Here is a 25,235-nt window from a genome sequence, read left to right as displayed (position 1 = left end):
GATGACGGCGATGCGGTCGCCGAGGGTCATGGCCTCGACCTGGTCGTGGGTGACGTACACGGTGGTGATCCGATACCGCTGGTGTAGCCGGGCGAGTTCGGCGCGCATCGACACGCGTAGCTTCGCGTCGAGGTTGGACAACGGCTCGTCGAGTAGGAACACCCGTGGTTGGCGGACCAGGGCCCGGCCCATCGCGACGCGTTGGCGCTGGCCGCCGGAGAGGGCCTTGGGTTTGCGGTCGAGCAGCTCGGACAGGCCGAGCAGGTTGGCGATGTCATTGACCTGTTCGCGCATTTGTGCGGCGTCGACGTGGCGTAGCCGCAGCGCGAAGGCCATGTTCTGCCGCACGGTCATGTGCGGATAGAGCGCGTAGTTCTGGAACACCATCGCGATGTCTCGTTCCTTGGGCGCACAGTCGGTCACCTCGCGGTCGTCGATGAACACGGCACCGGCGCTGACGTCCTCCAGTCCGGCGATCATGCGCAGCACCGTCGACTTGCCGCACCCGGACGGGCCGACGAGCACCAGGAATTCGCCGTCGCCGATGGTCAGGCTGATGTCGTCGACCGCTTTCGTCCCGCCGGGAAAGATCTTCGTCAAGTGCTCCAATCGCACTACGGACATGGCCCCTCCCTCGACCGCTGACCACCGGACCTCCCGGTTGCCCCACTCTCAAGCACACCGCGCAACTGGATGAGCCGGTAGAGCCGTCGTGCCGGCAAGGCCGGGCCGTATGTCCCTGCGGGTGGGCTGTTCGGGGCTGGAAACATGACGTGGCGGGCAGGGACTTACGACCCAGCCCGCCAGCGGCCAGAGACGATGTCGATCGCGGGCCGCCAGATCACCTCTCCGTTCGTCGCTCCTGTGGAGGGGTACAAGGTCATCAACGATGCATGAGTTGACCGCCGCCGATGTCCGGGCGCGCGCCGGACCCGTCGGGCCGTGGCATCATCAGGCCGCGGACCAGGATGAGAGGGGCGCTGCTGTGATGCAGCAGCGTCTGCGCGGCCGAGCCGAGCAGGCCGCCGTAGGGCTGTTGGCCGCGGGCGCCGATGATGACGACTCCGGCTTGCTTTGACTCGGCGACCAGCGCGGCCGCTGGGTCGCCGGGCAGCACCCGGGTTCGTGCCGCGATGCGGTATTTGGCCTCCCGCACGTCGACGAGGTCCGCGAGGTGGCGGAGCTGGTCGTCGGTCTTGTCGTCTACCTCGGGGGCGGGTGTCCCGACCCTGACGACGACCAGGTCTGCGCCGCTGCGGGCGGCGGTGTCGAAGGCGAAGTCCAGGGCCCGTTCGGACGCTGGTGATCCGTTGACGCCGACCACGATGGAGCCTTCGGACAGGTGCTTCGCCCGGGCGACCAACACCGAGCAGGAGGCGCAAGCGGCGATGTGTACCGCGCTGGTGTGCGTCGGAAGGCAGACGTGGGAGGACAACCCGCCGTCGCCGATGGCGAGCAGGGCGGCGGTGTGTGCCTGCCGCAGTAGCGTCGGGCTGGGCGCACCCTCCAGGAGCCGGACGCTGATCGCGAGGCGGGGCGAGACGTTCTGGGCCGCGGTTACCGCATGCTGGAGTAGGGCGTTGGCGGCGGTGCCGGGGTCGGTATCGTCGTGTTCGGGAGTGTTCGGCAGCCAGTTGAAGGTGTGCACCACCTGCAGAGGTAAGCCGTACATCGACGCGAGGCCGGCGGCAGCGCGTACCGCTGACATGCTGGATGTCGAACCGTCCACGCCGACGATCACTGGGGCCACGGATGACGGCTTCACCTCACCCACCTCCTCCGCAAGCGGCCGCCGCTTGTGTTCTCATCGTTCGCCAAACCCCAGCCGGACAGCAGGGCCAATAGACCCCTGGGGTGCTGACCGTCAAGGCGGAGCGCCGCGAGGAGCAGAAGGGGTTGAACCGGACGGAGTTCCGGTACGGCATGCTGCGCCGTTCGGTGCGGTTGCCGGCCAACGCCGATGAGTCCGGCATCAAGGCCGTCTACCGCAAGGGCATCATCGACGTCGTCGCACTGGTGTTCAGGTCGGCGGGGCGGTATTCCCATGCCGTGCGCTGTGGCCGGTCGATCCGCGCTCGCTACCGGTTCGGGCGCCGCGGTGTCCCTGGCCGTCCGGCTCTCTCGGCGCCAACCTGCGCATGCGCCGGCGCCAGGGAGGAAGGGCTCGTGACTTCTCCTGCGTGATCGGCTCCGGCGTCATCGTGCGTGGAGCGTCGGCTCTTGGCGGTGGCCGGCACAGTGACGGGTGTTTCGTCGTTCGGTGAACGGCGCCGGTGCCGTAGGACGAAGGTCGTCGTTGTGCCAAGTGCGAGTACGACGAGAGATGCCCAGAGCCAGGGGCTGGTGCGGAACGGTTGGGGGAGTTGCTGGACGAGAACAAACGCGCCCATGACAAGCACGAACCAGCCGAAGGCCTGGCGTAGCAGGTCTTCGCGGATGCGGCCGGCTAGCTTGCTGCCGGCGAGGCTGCCGAGGACGGCGGCGGTGGTGACGGCGGCGGCGAGGGCCCAGTTGATGTGGACGCTGGAGAGGTAGCCGGCGAGGCCGGCGAAGGACTTCATGGCGATGACGACTAGGGAGGTGCCGACTGCGATCGGCATGGACAGGCCGCCGAGCAGGGCCAGGGCGGGCACGACCAGGAAGCCACCGCCGGCGCCGACCAGGCCGGTGACCAGCCCGACGACGATGCCTTCGGCGATGACCTTGCCGACGGGTAGTTCGTGCGGCACGGTCCGGTCGGGGTCGTGTCGCCGGCCGCGGATCATGGCGGCGGCGGTGGCGAGCATCATCAGGGCGAAGGCGGTCAGCAGTACCGCGGCGGGGATGTAGCCGGCTGCCCGTCCACCGGCGTAAGCCCCGGCCATCCCCGCCGCGCCGAAGATCAGGCCGGTGCGCCAGCGCACCCGGTGGGCGCGGGCGTGCGGGATGACGGCGACGGCGCTGGTGACGCCGACGACGAGCAGGGAAGTGGCGATGGCCTCCTTGGCGGGCATGTCGGCGACGTACAGGAGCAGGGGCACGGCGAGGATCGAGCCGCCGCCGCCGAGCAGGCCGAGGCTCAGGCCGATGACCGCCGCGAGCGCGATGGTGAGCGCGAGTATGGTCATGGCCGGTCCGCGGTCGGAGCGGTGTCGCGCAGTTGCCCGACGATGGTGTCGAGGTCGCAGCTGCTGCCGCGGTTGTAGGGCAGCTTGCCGAGCAGCATGCCCATCGCGCAGGTGTTGGTGAGGGCGGCGACCGCCAAGCCGGCGCCGATCGCGGCGGCGATCCATTGCGCGCCCGGCACCGCGACGGACAGGAGCACGGCGGTGAGCACGATGCTGCCGGCGACGAGGCGGACCTGGCGTTCGAGGTCCCAGCGGGGTTTGCCTCGGTTGACCGGGGCATCGGCAGCCTGCCAGGCGAGGATGCCGCCGTCGAGGACTTTCAGGTTGGGCAGTCCGGCTTGGGCGAGGCTCTGCCCGGCCTGGGTGGCGCGGGCGCCGGAGCGGCAGACCAGCACGACGTCCTCGTCGAGGTGCCGGCGCAGCTCGGCGCGGTGTTCACGGAGCAGGTCCAGGGGAACGTTGTAGGCGCCGGGGATGTGCGCGGTTTCGAACTCGGCGGGGGTGCGGACGTCGATGATGCGGGGACCTGGTCCCGCGGTGAGCTGCTCACGCAGACCCGTGGTGTCGATCGTGGCGGGTCCGGCGGGGTGGGAACTGCTCATGTCTCCTCATCTGGTGTGGTGGGCGGCTGTCGCCCGGGGGCTCTGGCGCTGAATGGGGTAGCCGACGTGCTCGCGGATGCCGGGCGCGAAGCCCGGACCGGGGGTGGATCAGTGGCCGGCATCGGCGGTGCCGGTGACGACGGGGAGTCCGGCGTCGTGGGCGTGGTCGAACTCGTCGTCGATGGCGACGACGTGCCGTCCGGCACGGGCGAGCAGGGAGGCGGCGATGGAGGCGCGGTAACCGGCGGCGCAGTGCACCCAGACCTCGCCGTCCGGGACTTCGTCCAGGCGGCGTGGCAGGTCGTGCAGGGGGATGTGCACGGCCGCGTCGATGCGGGCCGCGGCGGCCTCGAGATTCCGCCGGGTGTCGAGGACGACGACGGCCCGGTGGTGGCGGACCTGGGCGAGGTCGGCGAACGTGGCCCTCGGGAAGGTGGCGAGGTCGCCGTCGCCGTTCCAGCCGGCGGGACCGCCGGTGGCCTGGGCGGCGGGCCGGTCGATGCCGATGCGGACGAGTTCGCGCTGGGCCTCGGCCACCTGATCGACGGTCTCGGCGAGCAGGGTGAGTGGGGTGCCCCAGGGGATGAGCCAGCCGAGGTAGGTGGCGAAGCTGCCATCGAGGCCGAAGTTCAGGGTGCCGGGGACGTGCCCGGCGGCGAACGCGACCCGGTGGCGCAGGTCGACGACCCATTCGCCGTCGGCGAGGCGTTTGCGGATCTGGTCGGCGTCCGCGGGTTCCGGTGCGGACAGGTCCGCCTCCGTGGGGCCGGCGGAGTTCGCGGGTGCCATGTGGGCGTAGTAGGCGGGCCAGGCGTCGAGGCCGGCGAGGAGCTCGTCGACGAAGGTCTGCTCGTCGTGGGTCAGTGCCGGGTTGACCAGCTTCTCCTGGGCGATGGTCGAGGCCTGTGCCTGGCTCTGGGTGGCGGAGCAGAAGCTACCGAAGCCATGGGTGGGGTAGAGCTCGGTCGTGCCGGGCAGTGCGTCGGCGAGCTTGTGTGCGGAGGCGTACTGGTGGTGCACGAGGTCGTGGGTGTGCGCGGGGCCGAGCAGGTCGGGCCGGCCGACGGAGCCGTAGAGCAGGGAGCCGCCGGAGAAGACGCCGATCGGGCGGCCGGCGTCGGCGAGGGCGTAGGACAGATGGGTGTGGGTGTGGCCGGGGGTGGCGATGACCTGCACGGTCATGGTGTCGCCGACGGTGATGACGTCTCCGTCGCGGACCGGAACGCGGTCGAAGGTGACGGGGTCGTCGGCGTTGACGTGGTAGGCGGCGCCGGTGCGTTGAGCGAGGGCGTGGCCGCCGGTGACGTAGTCGTTGTGGATGTGGGTTTCGAAGACGTGGGTGATCGGTACGTGGTGGGCGGCGGCGAGGCCGAGGACGCGGTCGATGTCGCGTTGCGGGTCGATCACGAAGGCGACCTGGCCGTCGTGGACGAGGTAGCTGCGGTCGCCGAGTGAGGGGGTGTTGATGGGCAGGATGAACGGCATGGCCGGGACTCCTTGAGTGCGGGTGGGGGTTCAGGCGGTGGTGCGGGTGCCGCGAGTCACCGGGTGGCCGGCGCGTAGCCAGGCCGCGGTGCCGCCTGCCACTGACCGGGCGTCGATACCGACGCGGACCAGGTAATCGGCCGCGGCCAGGCTGCGGTTGCCGCTGGCACAGATCACATAGACCGGCACTCCGCGCGGCAGTTCTCCGGCGCGGGCGACGACATCACCGACCGGGATCAGCACAGCGCCGTCGACGTGGCCGGCGGCGTACTCGGCGGGTTCGCGGACATCGATGACGACGGCGCCGTCGCGGTGGGCGGTGGCGAAGGCGGTCAGGTGGACTTCAGGACGCACGGAACAACCTCCAGATAGATACCCCGGGGGGTATGCGATTTCTACGATAGCCCCGTCCAGTCGGGATCTGTCAACCCCGGAGACAGAGTGCTGTATCCGTCGGAATATATACCCCGGGGGGTATGCTGAGCTAAGTGTCGGGAGACCCGCGAACGGACGGAGACAAAGACATGGCCACCATGGCATTGACCAAGGACACGTTCACCGGTGCGGTGCGCGGCCGTTCAGCGGCTCGCGCGGGCGTCTGCGGGGAAGCGTTCTGGACCTCGGGTGGCCATCTCCTCGTACACCTGCCACCGCTGGTTCACGGCCTCCTGGGCGAGCTCGGCCAGCCGCTGCGCCTCGGCCGGGTCGCTGCCGCGGAGCTGGCGGAAGCGCAGCTCGTGCTCGGTGAAGTCGGTGAGCGGCAGGTGGGGACGCGGCGAATCCAGCAGGAAGGGGTTTCTTCCCGCGGTACGCAGCACGGGGTCGTAGCGCATCAGCGGCCAGTAGCCGGTGGCCACGGCACGGTGTTGCTGATTCATGCCGTCGCGCATGTCGATGCCGTGGGCGATGCAGTGGCTGTACGCGATGATCAGTGACGGGCCGTCGTAGGCCTCGGCCTCCCGCATGGCCTTCAGGGTCTGCTGCGGATCGGCGCCCATCGCGATGCGGGCGACGTAGACGTTGCCGTAGGCGATCGCCTGCAGCGCCAGGTCCTTCTTTCCCGTGGTCTTGCCGCCGGCGGCGAACCGGGCGACGGCCGACAGCGGGGTGGCCTTGGACATCTGGCCGCCGGTGTTCGAGTACACCTCGGTGTCGAGCACCAGGACGTTGACGTCGCGCCCGCTCGCCAGCACGTGATCGAGCCCGCCCGAACCGATGTCATACGCCCATCCGTCACCGCCGACGATCCACACGCTGCGCCGTACCAGGTGGTCCAGGACGCTGCGCAGGTCCGCGACGGCCGGTTCGTCGCCCAGGGCGTCGAGCCGGTGGCTCAGCTCCGTGAGGCGGTCGCGCTGGGCGGTGAATTCGGACTCGCGCCGCTGCGGCGCCGTCAGGGTCGCGTCGACCAGGTCCGGGCCGAGTCGGTCACGCAGCTGGCGCAGGCGGTCGGCGGCCAGCTTCCGGTGCAGATCCGCGGCGAGCCGGAACCCGAGCCCGAACTCGGCGTTGTCCTCGAACAGCGAGTTGGACCAGGCCGGTCCACGGCCGTCCGCGTTGTGCGTCCACGGGGTGGTGGGCAGGTTTCCTCCGTAGATCGAGGAGCAACCCGTGGCGTTGGCGATCATCAGGCGGTCGCCGAACAACTGCGACATCACCTTGAGGTACGGCGTCTCACCGCAGCCCGCGCAGGCCAGCGAGAACTCGAACAGCGGTTGCAGGAACTGGGTGCCGCGGACCGTGCCGAAGTCGACACGGGAGCGGTCGGCCGTGGGCAGCGTCTCGAAGAAGGCGATGTCGGCGCGGCCGGTTTCCAGCTGCGGTTCGCGGGCCGCGAGGTTGATCGCCTTGTGCTCGGGCTCAGCGGGTGCGCTGACCGGGCAGGCTTCGACACACAGACCGCATCCGGTGCAGTCCTCGAGGTAGACCTGCAGGGTGAACCGCGAGTCCGGCAGGCCGCGGGTGCTCAGCGGTGCCGACGGGAAGCCGTCGGGCGCGCCGGCCAGTTCCTTGAGGTCGTAGAACTTGGACCGGATCACGCTGTGCGGGCAGACGAAGCCGCAGTTCCCGCACTGGATGCACAACTGTGGGTCCCAGGCCGCGACGAGATCGGAGATGTTGCGTTTCTCGTACGCCGTGGTGCCGCCGGGATATGTGCCGTCGACCGGCAATGCGCTGACCGGCAGCCGGTCGCCATGACCGGCCATCATGGCTGCGGTGACCGTCTGCACGAACGGTGGTGCGTCCGTGGGGACGGTCGGCGGCAGGCCGCGGGTGGCCGTGGCATGATCCGGCACGGGAACCCGGTGCAACGCCTCGAGAGCATGGTCCACCGCGGCGTGATTGCGCGCGACGACCTCGGCACCGCGCCGGCCGTACGTCTTGGTGATGCTGTGTTTGATCTTCTCGAGCGCCTCGCCGGAGGGTAGGACGCCGGAGATGGCGAAGAAGCAGGTCTGCAGCACCGTGTTGGTGCGGCCGGGCAGCCCGGACTCCTCGGCGACGCGGTCAGCGTCCACGACGTGCACGCTCAGGTGCTTGGCGAGGATCTGCAGCTGGACGGGCCGGGACAGTTCATCCCACACCTGGTCGGCCGGTGCCGGGCAGTTGAGCAGCAGCGTCGCCCCGTCGGCGGCCCGGGCCAGTACGTCGACCCGTTCCAGCAGGTTCATGTGGTGGCAGCCGACGAAGTCGGCCTTGTCGATCAGGTACGGCGCACGGATCGGCGCCGGACCGAAGCGCAGGTGTGACACGGTCATCGAGCCGGACTTCTTCGAGTCGTAGACGAAGTAGCCCTGGGCGTACAGCCGCGGGTCGGCGCCGAGGATCTTGATCGTGTTCTTGTTGGCGCCGACGGTGCCGTCCGCTCCGAGGCCGAAGAAGACCGCGCGCGTGGTTCCGGCGGGCTCGATGTCGAGCGACTCGTCGTAGGGCAGGCTGCTGCCGGTGACGTCGTCGACGATGCCGACGGTGAACCGGGGCCGTGGTTGCTTCCGGGCGAGCTCGGCGAAGACACCGGCGACCATGGCCGGGGTGAACTCCTTGGAACCCAGGCCGTATCGGCCACCGATCACCGTGGGCATGGCGGACCGGCCGCTCTCCGCGAGGGCCGCCAGCACGTCCAGGAACAGTGGTTCGCCTTGTGAGCCGGGCTCCTTGGTCCGGTCCAGCACCGCGATCCGGCGTGCGGTGGGCGGAATGGCCGCGACCACCGCGGCGGCGGGGAACGGTCGGAACAGCCGTACCTGGAGGACCCCGACCCGCTCGCCCGCGGCGAGCAGGTGGGTCACGGTCTCGTGTGCGGTCTCAGCGCCCGATCCCATCAGGACGAGGACCCGGTCGGCCTGGGGGTCGCCGGAGTACTCGACGATGCCGAGGCGGCGGCGGGTGCGGTCGCTGAGCTGATCCATGGCGTCCTGAACCGCGTCCGGCACTCCTGTGTAGAAGGGGTTCACCGTCTCCCGGCCCTGGAAGTAGACGTCGGGGTTCTGGGCGGTGCCCCGGATGAACGGCCGCTCGGGTGACAGCGCGCGTTGCCGGTGGGCGCGGACCAGCTCGGGCGGGACCAGTGCGCGCAGGTCGTCGTCGGTGAGCGGGTCGATCGTGTTGAGTTCGTGGGAGGTGCGGAAGCCGTCGAAGAAGTGCACGAACGGCACCCGGGTGCGCAGGGACGCGGCCTGCGCCACCAGGGCGAGATCGTGTGCTTCCTGCACCGAAGCCGATGCGAGCATGGCGAATCCGGTCGCGCGGACGGCCATGACATCGGAGTGGTCGCCGAAGATCGACAGTCCCTGTGCGGCCAGCGACCGGGCTGCCACGTGCAGGACCGCGGGGGTCAGCTCCCCGGCGATCTTGTACATGTTCGGGATCATCAGCAGCAGACCCTGGGAGGCGGTGAAGGTGGTCGTCAGCGCTCCGCTCTGCAACGCGCCGTGCAGCGCGCCGGCCGCGCCGCCTTCGCTCTGCATCTCCACGACGGTCGGCACCGAGCCCCAGATGTTGGGGCGTCGCGCGGTGGACCATTCGTCGGCGAGCTCGGCCATCGGCGAGGACGGCGTGATCGGATAGATGCAGCACACCTCGTTGAGCCGGTAGGCAACCGACACCGCAGCTTCGTTGCCGTCGACTGTGCAGCGGTTCATGTCGTCGCCTCCGCGGGCATGCCTTGGGTCGGAGCGGGTGGCTCGGGGACCATCTCGATGGCGTGCACCGGGCACTGCTCGAAGCAGGTTCCGCAACCGGTGCAACGGTCGTAGTCGAAGCGGTATCGGCTGCCGGTGCCCAGCTTGACAACCGCATCCTCGGGGCAGGCGCCGAGGCAGCCGTCGCACTCGAAGCAGTTGCCGCAGGACAGGCAACGGCCCGCCTCGTAGGTGGCCGAGGCGGCGTCCAGGCCACCCACGACCTCGGTGAAGTCCGTGATCCGGGCGGACGGATCCCGCTCCGGCTGGTGTCGCCGGCCGGAGTCGCCGAAGTACCAGGGATGCAGCAGGCTGAAGTCGGCCGTGGCATGCTTGGCGGGCGCCTCGAAGGTCCCGGAGCGCAGGTAGGCATCGATGTGCCGGGCTGCTTTGCGGCCGTGTCCGACACCGACGGTGACGGTTCGCTCCGCGGGCACCATGTCCCCGCCGGCGAAGACTCCGGGGCAACCGGTCATGAACGACGGCGACACGACGACAGTGCCGTCCGCGGCGAACTCGATGCCGGGCACATCATGCAGGAAGGCCGTCTCGGCGCGCTGGCCCAGCGCGAGGATCACCGTGTCGGCGGCCAGGGTCTCGGTGCGACCAGTGGGCACCGGCCGGCCGGTCTGATCCAGCTCCATGACCTCGACGGTGACCACCGGCCCGTCCAGGGCCTGGATGGTGCGCAGCCAGTTGATCTTCACCCCTTCGCGCTCGGCCTCGTCGGCCTCCTCGGCGTGAGCGGGCATCTGGTCGCGCGTACGCCGGTAGACGATCAGCGCGTCCTCCGCGCCGAGCCGTTTGGCGACCCGGGCGGCGTCCATGGCCGTGTTGCCGCCGCCGTACACCGCAACCCGGCGGCCGATCGCCGGACGCTCGCCCGCAGCGACACTGCGCAGGAAGCCCACCGCGTCGAGGATCCGGCCGGCCTCGCGGGCTGGGATGTCGATGCGCTTGGACAGGTGCGCTCCGACCGCTACGAACACCGCGTCGAAGCCTCCGTCGCGGCGCTCGGCCGCCAGGTCGCGCACCGGATGATCGGTAGTGATCGTGATGCCCAGCCGGCTGAGCCGGGCGATCTCGGCGGCGAGTACGTCGCGGGGGAGCCGGTAGGCGGGGATGCCGTAGCGCATCATGCCGCCGGGCTCCGGTCCGGCGTCCCGGATCTCCACTTCGTGCCCCAGCCGGGCCAGGTGGTAGGCAGCGGAGAGTCCGCTGGGCCCGGCGCCGATGACCAGTACGCGCTTGTGGGTCCCGGCCGGCGGCCGGTCGAAGTCCCAGCCCCGCTCGATCGCCAGGTCGCCCAGGAATCGCTCCACCCCATGGATCGAGACAGCACTGTCGAGGTGGAGGCGGTTGCAGACGTCTTCGCAGGGGTGATAGCAGACCCGGCCGTGGATCGCCGGGAACGGATTGTCTGCCACCAGGGAGCGCCAAGCACCCTCGTGATCGCCGGCCTGGGCCAACGCCAGCCAGGCCTGGATATTCTCGCCGGCGGGGCAACCCGCGTTGCAGGGCGGCAGCAGGTCCAGATAGAACGGTCGGCGCTCGCGGGTGGGACCACCGCGGGCCTGACCGTGCAGCAGATCGGGCAAGGGCGTCATGTCGGGCCGCTCGGCGGTCATGGGAGCCTTCCCTTCGTGATCTTGATGGCCTCGGCCGGTAATCGCCGCGGGGACACGGGCACCGGCTGCCCCGACACCTGATAGCCGAGCCGGACCACCAGGTACAGCCGGTCACCGGTCTGGTCAACCGGTTTCGCTCGGCCGCCGGCTTCCGCCTCCGCGGCGAGCATTGCTGCCGAGGGCACCGACGAAGTCCACGGCCAGGCAGACGAAGAGCGCAGTGCCCCAGCTGTTCCAGGGCCCCCAGGAGGCGACGTCAGGCGTGTCCTGGACGAGCCAGACGACCAGCCAGATGACGGTCATGGCAGACCTCCTGCGTTGACTCGATCCGAAGTCTTCCCTCTGACGATGCTCCGTGAATGGGTCCGGCACCCGGGCCACATCGCCTGTTCCACCGGTCCGTTGGGCCTGCTTCTCCGGGTGGGGGAAGTTCACTTTGACGACGTCGGCGCCGAGTGACCCGGGCGGATGTCCGGCCGTGAGCCGCGGCGCACCCCACCGTCGGTGGGGCGTTTCCGCCGGGGGACCGCATCCACCGCGTCGCTATCCCGCGGTCGGCTCGCCGGTCCGTGGCTCCAGCACGACCACCGCGGTCTCGGCGGAGCGCCGCGCCGCGTAGGCGTCCAGATTCTTGTCGATCTCGCGCCAGCGGGCCCACAGTCGCGCTCGCTCGTCGCCTGTCGCGGCGTGAGCGCGCACCATGCGTCGCCCGCCGACCAGATCGACGGTGGCGTCCGGCCGCGCTCGCAGGTTGAGCCACCAGGCGGGCTCACCCTCACCCCATCCGTTCATCGCGAGCGAGACCAGGTTCGGCCCGTCCTCGAAATAGCCGAGGATGACGCTTCGTTCCTGGCCGGTGCGGCGCCCGGTAGTGGTCAGCCGCAGCGCGCCCCAACCGTTGGCGCGTGGCGGCCACAGCCCGATCCGACGGCCACCGATCCGGTACAGGCCGCGGTGCACCGACCAGGCCAGCCGGATGACCCAGCGTGGCGGCAACCAGGGTGCTCTCGGCTCTTGCCCGACCGACATGGGGACCTCCCAGCCTCGCGAACGGCCATCCGCGAGAGACGTTATCCGTGCCCGTGCCCGGCCGGCAGAGGCAAACGGCCTATTGGCGTCCGCGCCGGCGACCGATGGCCGCGTTCGCCGAGCGACCGGGCCGTCGTCAGCAGATCCGTGGTAGCTGTTCGCCGACGAGCATGTCGAGCACCCGTCGGGAGCCCACTGCGGTGCGTACGATGACCCGGCCGGGTTCGGTGTTGGTCGCGGTGCCGATGCGGACGGCGTTGCGGCCCTCGGGCCGTGACCGCATGGCGGCCAGGACAGCGTCGGCGAGTTCAGGTGCGACGAACGCGACGAGGCAGCCTTCGTTGGCGACTTGGGCGGGGTCCAGGCCGAGCAGTTCGCACGCCGCCTGCACCGCGGCGGGCACGGGCAGGGCCCGTTCCTCGACCTCGACACCGACGTGTGAGTCGCGGGCGATCTCGTTCAGCGCCGACGCGAGCCCGCCGCGAGTGGGGTCGCGCAACGTGTGCACGGCAGTGCCGCCGGCGGTCACCATGGCCTCGACCAGCCGGTGCAGCGGCTGGGTGTCCGAAGCGATGTCGGTGTCGAAGCCGAGGCCCTCGCGGGCGCTGAGCACGGTGGTGCCATGGCAGCCCAGGGGCCCGGAGAGCAGCACGACATCGCCGGGTGCGGCGGCCGCCGCGGAGGGCGCGGCGCCAGGCAGCCGCCTGCCCACACCGGTGGACACGACGAAGATCCCGTCGGCCGCGCCCCGTCCGACGACCTTGGTGTCGCCGGTCAACACGGGAACGCCCGCGTCGCGGGCGGCCGCGCCGACGGACGCGGCGATCCGGCGGAGATCGGCGAGGGGTAAGCCCTCCTCGATGATGTATGCGATGGTCAGCGCGACCGGCATGGCTGCGCGCATGGCCAGGTCGTTGACGGTGCCGTGCACGGCGAGGCTGCCGATGTCGCCGCCGGCGAAGAAGAGCGGGCTGACGACGTACGCGTCGGTGCTGACGGCGAGTTCCGCGCCGCCCACGGCAAACGTCGCGGCGTCCTCGAGCGGTCCGGGCGATGCCGCCTCGCCGAGGGCGGGCACGAGCACGTTGCCGATCAGTTCGGCGGAGAGCCGGCCGCCGGAGCCGTGGCCGAGCAGCACCCGTTCGACTTCGGGCAGCGGGACGGGGCAGGTGCCGCTCGACGGGTCGGGGATGATCGTCATCGGGCTCCTCCAGCAGTCGTAGCCGGGTTGCGGGTGCGGCCGGCGGTGTAGTAGGCGGCGCAGGTGCCTTCGCTGGACACCATGGGCGCACCGAGCGGCGACCGTGGTGTGCAGGCCTTGCCGTAGGCGGCGCAGTCGGTCGGTGTCTTGGTGCCGGTGAGGATCTCGCCGGCGATGCAGTCGGGGTGCTCCACGGCGGACAGGCGGCCCACGTCGAACCGGATCTCGGCGTCGAAGGCGGCGTAGTCATCCGCCAGGACCAGGCCGCTGGCTTCGATGGTGCCGATGCCGCGCCAGGGCCGGTCGGTGATCCGGAAGACGCGCTGGATCGCCTCCTGCGCGGCGCCGTTGCCGGTGCGGTGGACGGCCCTCGCGTACTGGTTCTCGACCTCGAACCGGCCCGTCTCGAGTTGGCGGACGGCCATCAGGATGCCCTCCAGCAGGTCCAGCGGTTCGAAGCCGGTCACCACGATCGGGACGTGGTAGGTCGCGGCGAGGGGCTCGTACTGGGTCCAGCCCATCACGGTGCAGACGTGCCCAGCGGCGAGGAAGGCCTGCACCTCGCAGGCGGCCGACTCCAGGATGGCGGTCATGGCGGGTGGCACGAGCACGTGGCTGACCAGGAGGCTGAAGTTGGCCAGGCCCAGGGTGTGGGCGTGCAGGACGGCCATGGCGTTCGCGGGCGCGGTGGTTTCGAAGCCGACGGCGAGGAAGACGACCTGCCGGTCCGGATGCTGCTGCGCCAGTCTCACGGCGTCCATCGGGGAGTAGACGACGCGCACGTCCGCGCCGCGGGCCTTGAGCGAGAGCAGGTCGGTGTGCGAACCGGGTACCCGCAGCATGTCGCCGAAGCTGGTGAGGATCGTGTCCGGCCGGGCCGCGATGGCCATGGCCCGGTCGAGGGTCTCCAGGGGAGTGACGCAGACGGGGCAGCCCGGGCCATGGATCATGCGGATACCGGCCGGCAGCAGTTCGTCGATGCCCTGCCGCACGATGGTGTGGGTCTGCCCGCCGCAGACCTCCATTAGCGTCCACGGCCGGGTGGCCACCGCTCGCAGCTCACGGAGCAGGGCCCGGGCCAGGTCCGGGTCGCGGTACTCGTCGAGGTACTTCACCGGCTCGCCCCATCCGTCGCGGGGAGGGGCTCGCCGAGCTCGGCGGTCACGGCGTCGCCCATCGCGCGCAGCACCGCGAGGGTGCGCTCGGCCTCCGTCTCGTTCACCGCCGTGATCGCGAAGCCGACGTGGACGATCACATAGTCGCCGGCTGTCACGTCGGGCACGTACGCGAGGCAGACCTCCTTGCGGACGCCGCCGAAGTCCACCGTGCCCATCCGCACGCCGTCGTGCTCGTGGATCTCGGTGACCTTCCCTGGGATGCCGAGGCACATGTCGATCAGCCTTCCTTCCCCATCCGGGCAGCCGCGACGACGGCCTGCCCGTAGCTGATGCCGCCGTCGCCGGCAGGGATCTCGCGGTTGAGCCGCGCGTCGAGGCCGGCGGCGGCGAGTGCCCGCGGCAGGTCGGTGGCGAGGATGCCGTTTTGCAGACAGCCGCCGGACAGGCACACGGTCCGCACGCCGGTCTGTTCGGCAGCGCGTTCGCACAGGGCGACGGTGACCTCGACGATGGTGCGGTGGAAGGCAGCGGCGAGCCTATCGACGGGTTCGCCCGCCGCGGTGCCGGCCAGGAGGGCGCCGAGGGTGACCGCGCAGTCATACACCCACAGCCCGTCAACCTCGGTGAGGCGCCAGGGCAGGGCGGCCGGTGCCTCGGCCGCCGCGGCGGCGGCTTCGAGCATGACGGCGGCCTCGCCCTCGTAGCCGGCATCGTCGCAGACGCCCAGGAGGCTGGCCACCGCGTCGAACAGCCGGCCGGCGCTGGACGCCCTCGGACTGTTGATGTTCCGCGACACCATCCGGTGGATGGCGTCGCGCTCTCGCGGGTCGATGCGGTTCAGGAAGCCCGGTCGCGGCGCCGGCACCGGGAACTCGGCGCCGTACAGGTAGCCCAGGGCCATCCGGGCCGGGCGGCGCACCGCCGCTTCGCCGCCGGGCAAGGGCGCTGTGCTGAAGCGGCCCAGCCGCCGGTATCCGGTGTACGAGGCGAGCAGGATCTCCCCGCCCCACAACGTGCCGTCGCTGCCGAGGCCGAGCCCGTCGTAGGCGACGCCGAGAAATGGCCCGTCGATCCCGTTCTCGGCGGCGCAGGAGGCGACGTGGGCGTGGTGGTGCTGCACCGGGATGCGCCGCTTGACGGGCACGGTCTCCATCGCGTACTGGGTGGAGAGGTATCCGGGGTGCAGGTCGTGGGCGAGGAACTCCGGCTCGAAACGGTGCAGCCGGCACAGCTGGTCGCGGGTGGCGTGGAAGGCGGCCAGGGCGTCGGCATCGGCGAGGCTGCCGCCGTGCGGGCCGACCAGCGCCCGGTCGCCGCGGGCGAGGGTGAACGTGTGCTTGAGCTGTGCCCCGACGGCGAGCACGGTGTGACCGGCCGGGACCGGCAGGAGCAGTGGCAGTGACGCCGGGGCATAGCCGCGCGCGCGTCGCACCGTGCGGCGCTGGCCGGCGATGACACGCACCACGGAGTCGTCGTACCGGGCCCGGATCGGGCGGTCGTGCCACAGGAATCCGTCGGCGATCGGAGCCAGCCGCGTGGCGGCGTCCGCGTCGTCGATGGCGATCGGTTCGTCGCTGCGGTTGCCGCTGGTCACCACGAGCGGCGCCACCAGCTCGCGGACGAGCAGGTGGTGCAGCGGCGTGGTCGGCAGGAACAGCCCGATCCGGTCGGTGCCGGGATGCACCAGGGCAGCCGTCGGACCGCGGCGGGACGCGACCAGCACGATCGGGCGCGCGGATGTGGCGAGCAGGGCGGTGTCCGCCTCGGTGAGCCAGCCGATCCGCTGCGCGGCTGCCAGGTCGGCGACCATGACGGCCAGCGGCTTGCGGGGGCGCTGCTTGCGCGCGCGCAGGGCCGCCACGGTGTGCGCGTTGGTGGCGTCGCACACGAGCTGGTAGCCGCCGAGGCCTTTGAGGGCCACGATCTGCCCGGCGCGGAGGGCTTGTACGGCGGCGGCCAGAGCTTGTTCGCCGGTACTGTCCGGACCGCCTGCGGTGGGGTCGTGCCAGGACAGTGTCGGCCCGCAGCCGGGGCACGCGATGGGTTCGGCGTGGAACCGGCGGTCGGTGGGGTCGTGATACTCGGCGGAGCAGCGTTCGCACATCGTGAAGCCGGCCATCGCGGTGCGGACCCGGTCGTAGGGCAGGGCGTCGATGATGGTGGCGCGCGGCCCGCAGGCGGTGCAGTTGATGAACGGGTAGCGGTATCGGCGGTCGGCCGGGTCGGACATCTCCCGCAGGCAGTCCTCGCAGACGGCTAGGTCCACGGGCAGACCGGTGAAGCCGCGCCCCGGCCCGCCGGCCTCGGCGGCACTCGGCTCGACCGTGAACCCGGCCGGCAGCGATCTGGTTGCGGCGGGTGTCACGGTGATGTCCGCGACGACGGCGTGGGGTGGTGCCTGCTCGCGCAGGGCGCGGGTCAGCTCGGCGACGGCCGGCGCCGCGCCGCGGACCTCGATCAGGACGTTGCCGTCGATGTTGCGCACGGTGCCGTCCAGCGCGAGCCCCGTGGCGATCCGGTGGACGAACGGCCGGAAGCCGACGCCCTGCACTGTTCCGCGCACGAGCACCCGCCACGCGGTCATGGCGGGCCTATTAGTTCGCCGTCGCGTTCGACCACCGCCTGGTCGCCGCGGCCCGGTACGCGCAGGTCCAAGGCCACGCTGGCAGCCGGACATGTCGAACTGGTCGTGCCAGGTGCCCAACTGGTGGCTGATTCACTGGCGGTACCGTGCCTGGCCGCTGGAGTGCACGCTGCCCCCGTGCCGGTGCGAGAAGTCGAGATCAGCGCGGGCAGTGGCGGCTCCTCGCGGATCTCCGGGCGGGAGTACGACACGAGACGCCTCCAGGAGTGCACTCGCGCCGCCCGCCCGGCGGGCTGTTCCGCCGTCGTGTGGCGGCACGGCGGGGCGTTGCTCCGCAGGGCGGACGGCTGACCAGGACACCTGTCGTGTCACCGGCGCCGGCTGACCATCCCAGCCTGGTCCGCGGTGGAGCCGCCGACCAGGGACGTAGGTCCTGACCTGTGGCGAGTCATACGGCGCGAGATACGGCCGATCGGGCGTCCTCGGCGGCTGTTGTCAGGTCGCCGCGCTGGTCGTTCCCGGTGGCCCCAGGGCGGCCGACCGGATCGGCTCGGGCGGAGGCCGACCGGCTCAGGCCGGCGAGTCAGCGGTTCCCGCCGCCAGGCTGCGTAGTCGCGGGCGGTGCGCGAGTGCCTGGACCGCCTGTGCCGGGGTTTGGCGGCCCGGCGTGTCCGGCAGCGGACGTGGCCCGCGTACGCCGGTGACGAGCCGGGTGATGCCTCGATCACGCGCGCGCCTGGTGAGTTCATCGAGCAGGAGCGTGTCGATGCCCCGGTGCCGATGTGGCCCGGCGACCGCGATAACGCTCAGGGCAGCGCCCTGGAGCACGCCTGCCGGCAGGTCATGACCATGACCTTCGCCGGGATCGTGGCGTGCCAGGTCCTCCGGATCGTGCCGATCCGGTCCCAGAGCGGGTAGACACATCTCATGGGCCTGATTCGAGCTGTGCCGTCGTTCCGCCGGCCGATCGCGCGTCTGGAGGCGGTGATCGGGGCGAAACGGTTCGCCGGGTTGCTCTCGGCCGCGGGGGAGTTCCGGGCCGGGTTCGTCGGCCGTACGATCTGGAACGTCAACTCCACCGCCGTGGGTGGCGGAGTCGCGGAGATGCTGCAGGTCCTCGTCGGATACGTGGATGATCTCGGCATCGCGATCCGGCGGTTGGTGATCCACGGTGACGCCGACTTCTTCTCGATCACCAAGCGGGTGCACAACGGCATTCACGGCCACGGCGACGCGACCGGGCTCGGCGCTGCGGAGGCAGATCACTACAGCCGGGTGCTGGCGGCGAACGCGGTGGAACTGCTGGACCGGGTCCAGCCCGGCGATATCGTGCTGTTGCACGATCCCCAGACGGCAGGACTGGCGGCGCCCTTGGTAGATGCGGGGGCGCTGGTCCTCTGGCGGTGTCACATCGGCGCGGACTCGGCGAACGAGGTGACCGAGGCGGCATGGGCGTTCCTGCGCCCACACCTCACCGAGGCGTACGGCTGGGTCTTCTCCCGGCGCGCGTACGTGCCGGCCTGGATGTCGCCCGAACAGGTATGGATCATCGCGCCGTCGATCGATCCATTCGCCGCCAAGAACCAGGAGCTCGACCGGGGTTCGGTGCGAGCCATCCTGGCCACCATCGGTGTGGTGGACGATCCCGGCGGGGCCGGCGGTCCGGGCCGCTTCCTGCGCCTGGACGGACACACCGGTCATGTGGAGCGGCCGGCCGTGGTGATCGCCGACGATCTTCCCGGTCCACGCGACGAGCTGTTGGTGCAGGTCTCCCGGTGGGACCGGCTCAAGGACATGGACGGCGTGCTCCGAGGGTTCGCCGAGCACGTGGCGGCCGACCGGACGAGCCACCTGGCCCTGGTCGGGCCGTCGGTCGCCAACGTCGCAGACGATCCTGAGGGTGCCGCTGTCTATGGCGAGTGCCTGCTGCAATGGCGTGCGCTTCCGCCGGCGGTGCGCTCGCGCACGCTGCTGGTGACGCTGCCGCTGGACGACGTGGATGAGAACGCCGCGATGGTGAACGCCTTGCAGCGGCACGCCAGCATTGTGATGCAGAAGAGCCTCGCCGAGGGGTTCGGGCTGACGGTGGCCGAGGCGATGTGGAAGGGCCGGCCGGTGATCGGTTCCGCGGTGGGCGGGATCAACGACCAGATCGCCCCCGGCACGGGTGTCCTGCTGCCCGACCCGACCGATCTTCCGGCGTTCGGGGCGAGCGTCCGCGCGCTGCTGCTTGATCCTGAACTGCGGGCCCGGATGGGCGCGGCGGCGCACGCTCACGTCCGCGCCAACTTCGTCGGCGACCTGCATCTCCTGCGGTACGCCGAAGCCTTCGCGACCCTGATTGCCGGCCGGTAGCCCGTGTTCGAGTCCCATCGTGTCCGCGGGCCCGCCCGTGCGGACCATGGGCGTCATGAGTCGCACGCAGACGTCCGCCCGGTCCGTGGCGGACCGGGCGGCGGTTCGGTCGGGCCGACGGGTGGTCAGAGGAGCCAGCGGTTCTTCTGAACGAACGGCAGTGCGGCCCACTGGCGGCCGAGGCCCCAGGTGTGTCCGGCATAGGTGAGGGCCAGGACGATGCTGACGACGGCGTAGATGAAGTGGTAGTCGGTGACCGGGTTGGTGGAGCCTTCGGCGAGCGGCCATTCGGCGATCCACATGAAGGCCATCATCAGCGTGGAAGCAGCCGCGGCGATGCGCAGGCCGATGCCGAGGAGCAGGGCGAGGCCGATGCCCAGCAGGCCGATCATGAACAACCAGTTGGCCCAGCCCGCGCCGGCGATGTCGTGGAAGAAGCCCTTGAACGGGCCGACTTCGAGGTTGGCCAGGAAGCCCTTGGTGGGCGAGCCACCGTTGATCCAGGCGCGTTCCGACGGGGTCGAGTAGCCCCAGCCGAAGGTCTTGTCGAAGAATGCCCACAGGAAAACGAATCCGGTGGAGACGCGCAGCACGGCGAGAGCCCGGGCGGCAGCGTGGGTGAGCATGGAGCCGGGCGCCTCGACCTTCTCAAGGTGAGCGGTGGTGCCGCGGCCGATGGTGGTCATGGTGTCCTCCTGTCGATGTCTGTGCCTCCGACGATGCCGGACCCGCCCGCTGTCACGCTTGAGCCCAACTGCCCGATCCGGCCAGGACCAAGGTCCCCGATTCGGTGACCAGCCGGCGGAGAAGGCAGTGAAGAGAGATGTGGTTCATGATGCTGCCGGTCTCGTCTGTGCTGGCGCGGGCCAACGGCAGGGCGATCGTCCCGCCCCAGACATGTCCGACGACCCTGGGCGCGCAGCGATGCAGATGGTGACATGGGGTGGAGAGCGCCGGCAGCGTCGCCGGCGCACTCGGCATTTCCCGGAGGAGGGGCACAGGGCCGCACAACGGACTGGGGAGGCGACGGAGATGGACGATCGGGAAAAGATCAAGACCGAGTGGGAAGCCCGCGCCCGCGCCGGTGATCGGGTGCGGAACACGGCAGCCGCCGGGGCCATCAATCGATACCTAGGGAGCTTTTCCTACCTGGACGCGTACGTGGATCGCGAGGTGGCGGCCGAGCCGGCGCAGGCGGCCACGATCGAAAAGAGGTGAAAGAGAACACTCGGTGGATCTGGAAGCATCCCCCGGGCCCTCATCGACCGGGGAGAGGCCTTGGCTGGGCCGATACCGGTGGGGGCTACGCACACCGTTCCTGTGGTTCGGCGGGCGGACGGTAGACCGACGCCCTCAATGATCGCTGGCTTGGCCCGGCAGGTTGCGGGTGTCGTCGACGTGGCGGACGGGCTCACCTACGACGTCGACGGCAACCTGATCAGCGGTTCGAGGATCGGCACTCCGTTCGGTTTCGCCCGAGCACATCCGGCAGACCGTCCAGCTCCGGCGGGTGCGGACCACCCGCGCTCAGATGTCGCTGGATTCCGCCGCAGCTCTTGTCAGGAGGGACGGCATGGCACCCTTGTCCGTCTTCGATCAGCTCGTCCTGCATCCCTTCCTCGGTGACTTTCCGGTCGGCTGGCTGCGGCGCCTGGCGGTCCACGGCCGCCCGGTGCTGCGGTACCCGGGCTACCGGCTGTTTCGTGAGGATGGTCCGGCCGATCGCTTCTGGCTGCTGCGCTCCGGCGTCGTCGCTCTCGACTTCCACGTGCCGGGCCGCGGCGACGTCGTCATCGAGCGCGTCGGTGCTGACAGTGTGGTCGGCTGGTCCTGGCTGCTGCCGCCGTACCGGTGGACCCTCGGTGCGACGGTCGCGGAGGACTGCCAGGCGATCGAGTTCGACGCTGCGGGGGTGCGCATTCTCATCAACGCTGATCCGGGCCTCGGGCGTGAACTCACCGCGCGTTTCCTTGCTGTCATGGGCGGTCGACTGCAGACGGCACGGCACCGGCTGGTCGAGCTGTACGCGTACCCGGATCATCCGGCCGGGGCCTCCGGTCCGGGCTGAGTGGTGCGGGACCTGCGCTCCCCGCCAGCGGGACCTGTGGCCCTGCTCCGAGGTGCGCGGGCACGCTGTGCTCGAAAGAGAGCCCAGCAGCGGGAGGCTTCGATGAGCGAACCCGGGAGGCACGGGATCCGGCAAGACCCCCGCCATTCTTGCAGCGATGCTCGGCCACCGGCATGGTGTCGCGAGGCTGTCAAACGGTGCCTCGGCGCAGCCGGCTACCGAGGGTGGCGCCGGGAGCATCCGGAAGCAGCCGGGTCGACGACGATCCAGGCCCGGGCGCCGCAGGCAGGTGCAGTCGTCGTCGGTGTAGACGACTCACCATGCAGTCGCGCCGCTGTGGACCACGCGGCCATTGAGGCTGAGCTACGCCGTTGGGATCTGCGGCTCCTGCACGTCCAACCCGCCGGGGCGGCCCTGTTCCCGGCCCCTGACCGGGGAGCGCGCCTGCTCGAACGGATGGCCGAACGGGTGCACGCCCACGTACCCACCGTTGCGGTCTTCAGTCACCTCGCCGTCGGTGCGGCGGCTACCGCGCTGCTGGCGGAGCTCTCCGACACTGACATGGTCGTCGTGGGGCATCGCCGCGGTTCGGTCCACACCGTGTTCGGTCTGTCCATCGCGGAACGGGTCGCTGCCCGTCACAGCGGCCCGGCGTTGGTCGTCCAGGTGCCCGGGCGGCCACCCGGCCGAGAAGTCACCGACCGGCCGATTGTCGTCGGCGTCGACGATCCGTGGATCCCCACGCCGGCCCTCGCCTTCGCCCGTGCCGAGGCGAAGCTTCGCACGTGCGAGCTGGTCGTCCTACACCGTATGGGCGGTCCAGCGCCCCAGAGCGACCAGGCCGGCGTCCGGGTGCTTCACCGTGCTGTGGCGGACGATCCGATCAAGGTATTGACGGCCGCGTCGGACCGGGCGGCGGCGGTGGTCGTCGGCCGGTCCGACGGCGCCGATGCCACCACGGAGTTCGTCGGCTCCGTCGGCCGAGCACTGATCCGCGATGCCGCCTGCCCCGTGTTCCTGATCGGCTGAGAGCATCTCCCTCGTCAACGGAGAGACCCGTCAGGGTCTCTCCGTCGTCGGGTTCTGTCGGCTACGGGGATGCGATGACCGCGGGTTGCGGTGGTAGGTACTGCGGGCGCGGGGCCTTCACCCTCGCGACAGACCCTGACCGATGGGACCTTCGGCCCTGCCGCGCTCCTCGCGACGGCATCGATGATGATGCGTGAGGCGGTGATGAGGATGGTCTTCGTAGCGATGCTGACGATGGTGATGGTGGCGTGCCTCGCGGTGGCCGCCTGGTCGGCCATCAAAGAAGAAGAGAAGCACGACAAGGCCGGGTCGGCGTCGGAATCCGCCCAGGCTCGCGAGGTACCGAAGCCGGAGACGCTGGAAGGCGCTCTGGTCAGGCAGCTGATGGAGAGGGAGATCAGCGGCAGGCAGTATCGCCATGCCATGCAGAGGCTGGCGGAGCGCGACGTCGACCGTCATCCGCTGTCCATTCCACCGGAGAACTGACCGGCGGCACGGCTCCTGCGATGCGACTCGGGACCTATGGCGCTGCATACCGCAGGCTTGTGGCGCTGGGACAGAGGAAAGGCGTCGGCCGGTCCCGCCGAAGGCCCGGCGCGCGCCCACCTGCGCGCCATGGCGACACGGTTCAAGATCACGCATGACCTGGCAGCCGACTTCATGTGGGCCGCGTACCACGGCAAGTGAGTGCCTCACTCAGCGGTAGGGGCTGCGGAACCGGACCAAAAGTCCCGGCCGTCCCCGGTCCGTAGGCCGTTCTGCCGGACAGCCCCCGCGCCTACCGTCCAAATATGCACACCGTCACGTCGCACCCGCAGAAGCTCCCGGTCGTGGTCGCGGTCGATCGGGGCCGGGAACACTTGACCATCGTCGACTTCGGGGTCGCGGAGGCGGCGCGGCGCGGCGCGTCACTGGCGATCGTGCACGTCTGGCCGAACCGCTATAGCGGCTCGGCGCAGATTCGCAACCCATTGCCCACCGAGGCGGACAGCCGGCACCTGCTGGACCTCGCGGCGCGGCGCGCCCTGCACCAGGCACCCCGGTTGCCCGTTACCACCGAGCTGCTCAGCGGCAGAGCGTCCGCCGTGCTGGCCGAGCGGTCGGCGACGGCTGAGCTGTTGGTGGTGGGTCATCGCGACGAAGCGCGGACCCATCCCAGCTGGGGGTCGACGGCGACGTATCTCGCCCATCAAAGCGTGTGCCCGTTGCTCGTGCACCGTGGAACCGCCCCGCAACGCGGGCCTGTGGTGCTGCTCGCCTCGGGTCACCGGCAGTCGACGTCGACGGTGGTCTGCGCCTACGAGGAGGCGGCCCGCTACGGGTCGCATCTGGTCGCGCTGCACGTGTCCTTCGCCGCACTCGACCCGGAAGCCTCGACCAGCGGTGGCGATCATGTGATCGGCCATGCGCAGGCCGACCGGCACCTCGCCGAAGTGCTGGCCGGTTGGGCGTGGACCTATCCGGACGTGGTCGTCGATCGCCTGATCACACAAGAATTCGAGGTTACGTACACCCTGCAGCGTGCCGCGCTGCGAAGCCGCCTGCTGGTGGCCGGGATGGGGCGCACGGGCCGCTTCGCCGAGCTCGTCTACGGCTCACTCGGCACCTCGGCGATGCGTGGCGCTGTCTGCCCGGTACTGCTGGTGCCCCCCGGGTGGCGTGCCCTGTCGGCGGGTGAGAAGGCCAGTACCGCGGCGAGCGGGGCGGGAGAGTGACCTACCGGTCCCGCGCAGCGTCGGCGCTGTCTCCCGCAGTATCAGCACCTCGCCACCGGAATGCGACAGGATGCGACCGAACCCGCGACGGCGGGACCTCCGGCCCTGTTCCGATGGTTGCCGATCAGATGTCCTGAAGAGGAAGGAATCGCACCAGGAGGCTGGCGATGAGTGACCTCGGCAAGCAGAGAACGCAACAAGAAGCTAGGCAGACCGCCGGTGACGCGCGCCGTGCGACCCCCTACAGCGAGGCCGTCAACCGCTACCTTGGAGCGTACGGCTACCGCGAGACCCGGGACACGACGCCCGTCCTGGCGCCCCGGAAGCCGGACCGGAGCAAGTCCGGGCTCGTGCTGGTCGGCGTGGACGATTCCCCGGCCAGTTACACGGCTGTGGACCATGCAGCGATCGAGGCGGAACTGCGCGGCTGGGACCTGCGACTGGTACACGTGCAGCATGCGGGCACCGCCCGGTACCCGGCTCGCGACCTCGGTGCCCGGCTGCTCGAACGGATGACCGACCGGGTGCACGGCTACTCGCCGACCGTGGCCGTGACCAGCCGCCTGATGATCGGAGCGCCGGCCACGATGCTGTTGAGCGCGGCCGAAGCGGCGGACCTGGTCGTGGTGGGGCACCAGCACGGCATCGCGAGCGCGGCCTTCGGGACGGCGGTCGGAGACCGGGTCGCCACCCATCACTCCGGCGCGGTGCTGGTGGTGCGGGTGCCCGGCTGGCCGCCCGGTCCGCACTACGCCACCCGTCCGATCGTGGTCGGCGTGGACACCTCGCCGACTTCGCCACATACGATCGCCTTCGCGGTGCGCGAGGCCCAGCTGCGCGGCTGCGAGCTGATCATGCTGCACGCCACCGGGGACGGCCCCGTGCCGGCTGATCGCACGAGCACCCGCGACGGCGTCGTCGTCCAGCACCGGTCTGTCGCCGGTGACCCGATCACCGCACTGGTGGCCGCTTCCGGCAAGGTGGCCGCGGTCATCGTGGGCCGGCGCGGTAAGCGCCCTCTCACAGACGCGCTGCTGGGCTCCGTGAGCCGCGCGTTGCTCCAGCGCGCCGACTGCCCCGTGTTCCTGGTGGGCTGACCCGCGCCCACCGTTCAACCGTACGGGGGCGAAGGC

25 protein-coding genes and 1 pseudogene are annotated in these 25,235 nt (G+C 70.6%); 10 read left to right on the top strand and 16 right to left on the bottom strand.

All coding sequences use genetic code 11. The annotated features are described in order from the left end of the window. Both DMB66_RS14360 and DMB66_RS14355 read right to left on the bottom strand, forming a co-directional pair. The coding region (locus DMB66_RS14360) for an ABC transporter ATP-binding protein (protein ID WP_125804573.1) at nt 1-624 on the bottom strand (624 nt) is incomplete at its 3' end. A gap of 259 nt (nt 625-883) precedes the next feature. Next, nucleotides 884-1,729 (bottom strand): universal stress protein, encoded by an 846-nt coding sequence (locus tag DMB66_RS14355; RefSeq protein ID WP_255440648.1) that lies wholly within the window; start codon nt 1,727-1,729, stop codon nt 884-886. Nucleotides 1,730-1,854: 125 nt separating this feature from the next. On the opposite strand from DMB66_RS14355, the gene DMB66_RS14350 reads away from it, so the two are divergent. Then, nucleotides 1,855-2,184, top strand: coding sequence for an Hsp20/alpha crystallin family protein (locus DMB66_RS14350; RefSeq protein WP_125804571.1), 330 nt, complete (start codon nt 1,855-1,857; stop codon nt 2,182-2,184). A gap of 173 nt (nt 2,185-2,357) precedes the next feature. On the opposite strand, the pseudogene DMB66_RS14345 reads toward DMB66_RS14350, so the two are convergent. The 12 genes and pseudogenes from DMB66_RS14345 to hypF all read right to left on the bottom strand — a co-directional run. Beyond that, nucleotides 2,358-3,107: pseudogene (locus tag DMB66_RS14345) on the bottom strand (sulfite exporter TauE/SafE family protein); the annotation flags it as partial. Continuing rightward, a complete protein-coding gene (locus DMB66_RS14340) occupies nt 3,104-3,709 on the bottom strand; it encodes a rhodanese-like domain-containing protein (RefSeq protein ID WP_125804569.1) in 606 nt (201 codons plus the stop codon). The pseudogene DMB66_RS14345 and the gene DMB66_RS14340, both read right to left, overlap by 4 nt. A gap of 108 nt (nt 3,710-3,817) precedes the next feature. Beyond that, a complete protein-coding gene (locus DMB66_RS14335; protein ID WP_125804568.1) occupies nt 3,818-5,194 on the bottom strand; it encodes a rhodanese-like domain-containing protein in 1,377 nt (458 codons plus the stop codon). A 30-nt stretch (nt 5,195-5,224) separates the two neighbouring features. Further along, nucleotides 5,225-5,548 carry a rhodanese-like domain-containing protein gene (locus DMB66_RS63690; protein ID WP_233624545.1) on the bottom strand — a complete coding sequence of 108 codons (324 nt, stop codon included), beginning with the start codon at nt 5,546-5,548 and terminating at the stop codon, nt 5,225-5,227. A 224-nt stretch (nt 5,549-5,772) separates the two neighbouring features. Further along, nucleotides 5,773-9,336 (bottom strand): pyruvate:ferredoxin (flavodoxin) oxidoreductase, encoded by a 3,564-nt coding sequence (gene nifJ / locus DMB66_RS14325; RefSeq protein WP_125804566.1) that lies wholly within the window; start codon nt 9,334-9,336, stop codon nt 5,773-5,775. Next, nucleotides 9,333-11,003, bottom strand: a complete 1,671-nt coding sequence (locus DMB66_RS14320; RefSeq protein WP_125804565.1) for an NAD(P)-binding protein — start codon at nt 11,001-11,003, stop codon at nt 9,333-9,335. The genes nifJ and DMB66_RS14320 overlap by 4 nt, the downstream gene beginning before the upstream one ends. Nucleotides 11,004-11,126: 123 nt before the next feature. Further along, on the bottom strand, nt 11,127-11,306 hold the full coding sequence (locus tag DMB66_RS14315; protein ID WP_125804564.1) for a hypothetical protein: 180 nt from the start codon (nt 11,304-11,306) through the stop codon (nt 11,127-11,129). 240 nt (nt 11,307-11,546) lie between these two features. Beyond that, on the bottom strand, nt 11,547-12,032 hold the full coding sequence (locus DMB66_RS14310) for a nitroreductase/quinone reductase family protein (protein ID WP_125804563.1): 486 nt from the start codon (nt 12,030-12,032) through the stop codon (nt 11,547-11,549). A gap of 136 nt (nt 12,033-12,168) precedes the next feature. After that, on the bottom strand, nt 12,169-13,233 hold the full coding sequence (gene hypE / locus DMB66_RS14305; protein WP_125804562.1) for a hydrogenase expression/formation protein HypE: 1,065 nt from the start codon (nt 13,231-13,233) through the stop codon (nt 12,169-12,171). Continuing rightward, the gene (gene hypD, locus DMB66_RS14300; protein WP_125804561.1) at nt 13,230-14,348 is read right to left on the bottom strand and encodes a hydrogenase formation protein HypD; all 1,119 of its coding nucleotides are present in this window, start codon (nt 14,346-14,348) and stop codon (nt 13,230-13,232) included. The genes hypE and hypD overlap by 4 nt, the downstream gene beginning before the upstream one ends. Beyond that, entirely contained in the window at nt 14,345-14,623 is a 279-nt protein-coding gene (locus DMB66_RS14295; RefSeq protein WP_125804560.1) for a HypC/HybG/HupF family hydrogenase formation chaperone, read from the bottom strand. The genes hypD and DMB66_RS14295 overlap by 4 nt, the downstream gene beginning before the upstream one ends. 5 nt (nt 14,624-14,628) lie before the next feature. Further along, nucleotides 14,629-16,935 (bottom strand): carbamoyltransferase HypF, encoded by a 2,307-nt coding sequence (hypF, locus tag DMB66_RS14290; RefSeq protein WP_125804559.1) that lies wholly within the window; start codon nt 16,933-16,935, stop codon nt 14,629-14,631. A 177-nt stretch (nt 16,936-17,112) separates the two neighbouring features. Here hypF and DMB66_RS61155 point away from each other — a divergent pair, with 177 nt between their 5' ends. Continuing rightward, the gene (locus DMB66_RS61155; protein ID WP_158647235.1) at nt 17,113-17,286 is read left to right on the top strand and encodes a hypothetical protein; all 174 of its coding nucleotides are present in this window, start codon (nt 17,113-17,115) and stop codon (nt 17,284-17,286) included. Nucleotides 17,287-17,741: 455 nt separating this feature from the next. Here the strand turns inward: DMB66_RS61155 and DMB66_RS65220 are convergent, their stop codons facing one another. Continuing rightward, a complete protein-coding gene (locus DMB66_RS65220) occupies nt 17,742-17,864 on the bottom strand; it encodes a hypothetical protein (RefSeq protein WP_255440646.1) in 123 nt (40 codons plus the stop codon). On the opposite strand from DMB66_RS65220, the gene DMB66_RS63685 reads away from it, so the two are divergent. Further along, a complete protein-coding gene (locus tag DMB66_RS63685) occupies nt 17,863-19,290 on the top strand; it encodes a glycosyltransferase (RefSeq protein ID WP_125804558.1) in 1,428 nt (475 codons plus the stop codon). The two genes, DMB66_RS65220 and DMB66_RS63685, sit on opposite strands and share 2 nt — an antisense overlap. A 125-nt stretch (nt 19,291-19,415) precedes the next feature. Here DMB66_RS63685 and DMB66_RS14280 read toward each other — a convergent pair whose 3' ends face one another. Then, nucleotides 19,416-19,976, bottom strand: a complete 561-nt coding sequence (locus DMB66_RS14280) for a DoxX family membrane protein (RefSeq protein ID WP_125804557.1) — start codon at nt 19,974-19,976, stop codon at nt 19,416-19,418. A 346-nt stretch (nt 19,977-20,322) separates the two neighbouring features. Between DMB66_RS14280 and DMB66_RS14275 the strand changes: the two genes are divergently transcribed. The 7 genes from DMB66_RS14275 (at nt 20,323) to DMB66_RS14250 (ending at nt 25,199) form a co-directional block, all read left to right on the top strand. Beyond that, the gene (locus tag DMB66_RS14275; RefSeq protein WP_125804556.1) at nt 20,323-20,508 is read left to right on the top strand and encodes a hypothetical protein; all 186 of its coding nucleotides are present in this window, start codon (nt 20,323-20,325) and stop codon (nt 20,506-20,508) included. Between the two features lie 355 nt (nt 20,509-20,863). Continuing rightward, a complete protein-coding gene (locus DMB66_RS14270) occupies nt 20,864-21,358 on the top strand; it encodes a Crp/Fnr family transcriptional regulator (RefSeq protein ID WP_125804555.1) in 495 nt (164 codons plus the stop codon). A gap of 102 nt (nt 21,359-21,460) precedes the next feature. Further along, entirely contained in the window at nt 21,461-22,387 is a 927-nt protein-coding gene (locus DMB66_RS14265; RefSeq protein WP_125804554.1) for a universal stress protein, read from the top strand. Nucleotides 22,388-22,570: 183 nt separating this feature from the next. Further along, complete coding sequence (locus DMB66_RS14260) at nt 22,571-22,873, top strand: hypothetical protein (protein WP_125804553.1); 303 nt, start codon at nt 22,571-22,573, stop codon at nt 22,871-22,873. A gap of 36 nt (nt 22,874-22,909) precedes the next feature. Next, nucleotides 22,910-23,074, top strand: coding sequence for a hypothetical protein (locus DMB66_RS61150; protein ID WP_158647234.1), 165 nt, complete (start codon nt 22,910-22,912; stop codon nt 23,072-23,074). Nucleotides 23,075-23,178: 104 nt separating this feature from the next. Then, nucleotides 23,179-24,102, top strand: coding sequence for a universal stress protein (locus DMB66_RS14255; protein WP_125804552.1), 924 nt, complete (start codon nt 23,179-23,181; stop codon nt 24,100-24,102). A gap of 167 nt (nt 24,103-24,269) precedes the next feature. Next, entirely contained in the window at nt 24,270-25,199 is a 930-nt protein-coding gene (locus DMB66_RS14250) for a universal stress protein (RefSeq protein WP_125804551.1), read from the top strand. Nucleotides 25,200-25,235: the final 36 nt, after the last annotated feature.

Source organism: Actinoplanes sp. ATCC 53533 (assembly GCF_003947245.1).
This window is presented reverse-complemented; position numbering and strand designations above follow the sequence as displayed.

Excerpts from the sequence above, each read along its gene's own strand:
- hypF (WP_125804559.1), bottom strand. The coding sequence starts at position 16,935 with ATGACCGCGTGGCGGGTGCTCGTGCGCGGAACAGTGCAGGGCGTCGGC.
- nifJ (WP_125804566.1), bottom strand. The coding sequence starts at position 9,336 with ATGAACCGCTGCACAGTCGACGGCAACGAAGCTGCGGTGTCGGTTGCC.
- DMB66_RS14320 (WP_125804565.1), bottom strand. The coding sequence starts at position 11,003 with ATGACCGCCGAGCGGCCCGACATGACGCCCTTGCCCGATCTGCTGCAC.
- DMB66_RS63685 (WP_125804558.1), top strand. The coding sequence starts at position 17,863 with ATGGGCCTGATTCGAGCTGTGCCGTCGTTCCGCCGGCCGATCGCGCGT.
- DMB66_RS14340 (WP_125804569.1), bottom strand. The coding sequence starts at position 3,709 with ATGAGCAGTTCCCACCCCGCCGGACCCGCCACGATCGACACCACGGGT.
- DMB66_RS14310 (WP_125804563.1), bottom strand. The coding sequence starts at position 12,032 with ATGTCGGTCGGGCAAGAGCCGAGAGCACCCTGGTTGCCGCCACGCTGG.
- DMB66_RS65220 (WP_255440646.1), bottom strand. The coding sequence starts at position 17,864 with ATGAGATGTGTCTACCCGCTCTGGGACCGGATCGGCACGATCCGGAGG.
- hypE (WP_125804562.1), bottom strand. The coding sequence starts at position 13,233 with ATGACGATCATCCCCGACCCGTCGAGCGGCACCTGCCCCGTCCCGCTG.
- DMB66_RS14280 (WP_125804557.1), bottom strand. The coding sequence starts at position 19,976 with ATGACCACCATCGGCCGCGGCACCACCGCTCACCTTGAGAAGGTCGAG.
- DMB66_RS14275 (WP_125804556.1), top strand. The coding sequence starts at position 20,323 with ATGGACGATCGGGAAAAGATCAAGACCGAGTGGGAAGCCCGCGCCCGC.
- DMB66_RS14255 (WP_125804552.1), top strand. The coding sequence starts at position 23,179 with ATGCACACCGTCACGTCGCACCCGCAGAAGCTCCCGGTCGTGGTCGCG.
- DMB66_RS61150 (WP_158647234.1), top strand. The coding sequence starts at position 22,910 with ATGGCGCTGCATACCGCAGGCTTGTGGCGCTGGGACAGAGGAAAGGCG.
- DMB66_RS14335 (WP_125804568.1), bottom strand. The coding sequence starts at position 5,194 with ATGCCGTTCATCCTGCCCATCAACACCCCCTCACTCGGCGACCGCAGC.
- DMB66_RS14315 (WP_125804564.1), bottom strand. The coding sequence starts at position 11,306 with ATGACCGTCATCTGGCTGGTCGTCTGGCTCGTCCAGGACACGCCTGAC.
- DMB66_RS14295 (WP_125804560.1), bottom strand. The coding sequence starts at position 14,623 with ATGTGCCTCGGCATCCCAGGGAAGGTCACCGAGATCCACGAGCACGAC.
- DMB66_RS14260 (WP_125804553.1), top strand. The coding sequence starts at position 22,571 with ATGATGATGCGTGAGGCGGTGATGAGGATGGTCTTCGTAGCGATGCTG.
- DMB66_RS14265 (WP_125804554.1), top strand. The coding sequence starts at position 21,461 with ATGAGCGAACCCGGGAGGCACGGGATCCGGCAAGACCCCCGCCATTCT.
- DMB66_RS14270 (WP_125804555.1), top strand. The coding sequence starts at position 20,864 with ATGGCACCCTTGTCCGTCTTCGATCAGCTCGTCCTGCATCCCTTCCTC.
- DMB66_RS14250 (WP_125804551.1), top strand. The coding sequence starts at position 24,270 with ATGAGTGACCTCGGCAAGCAGAGAACGCAACAAGAAGCTAGGCAGACC.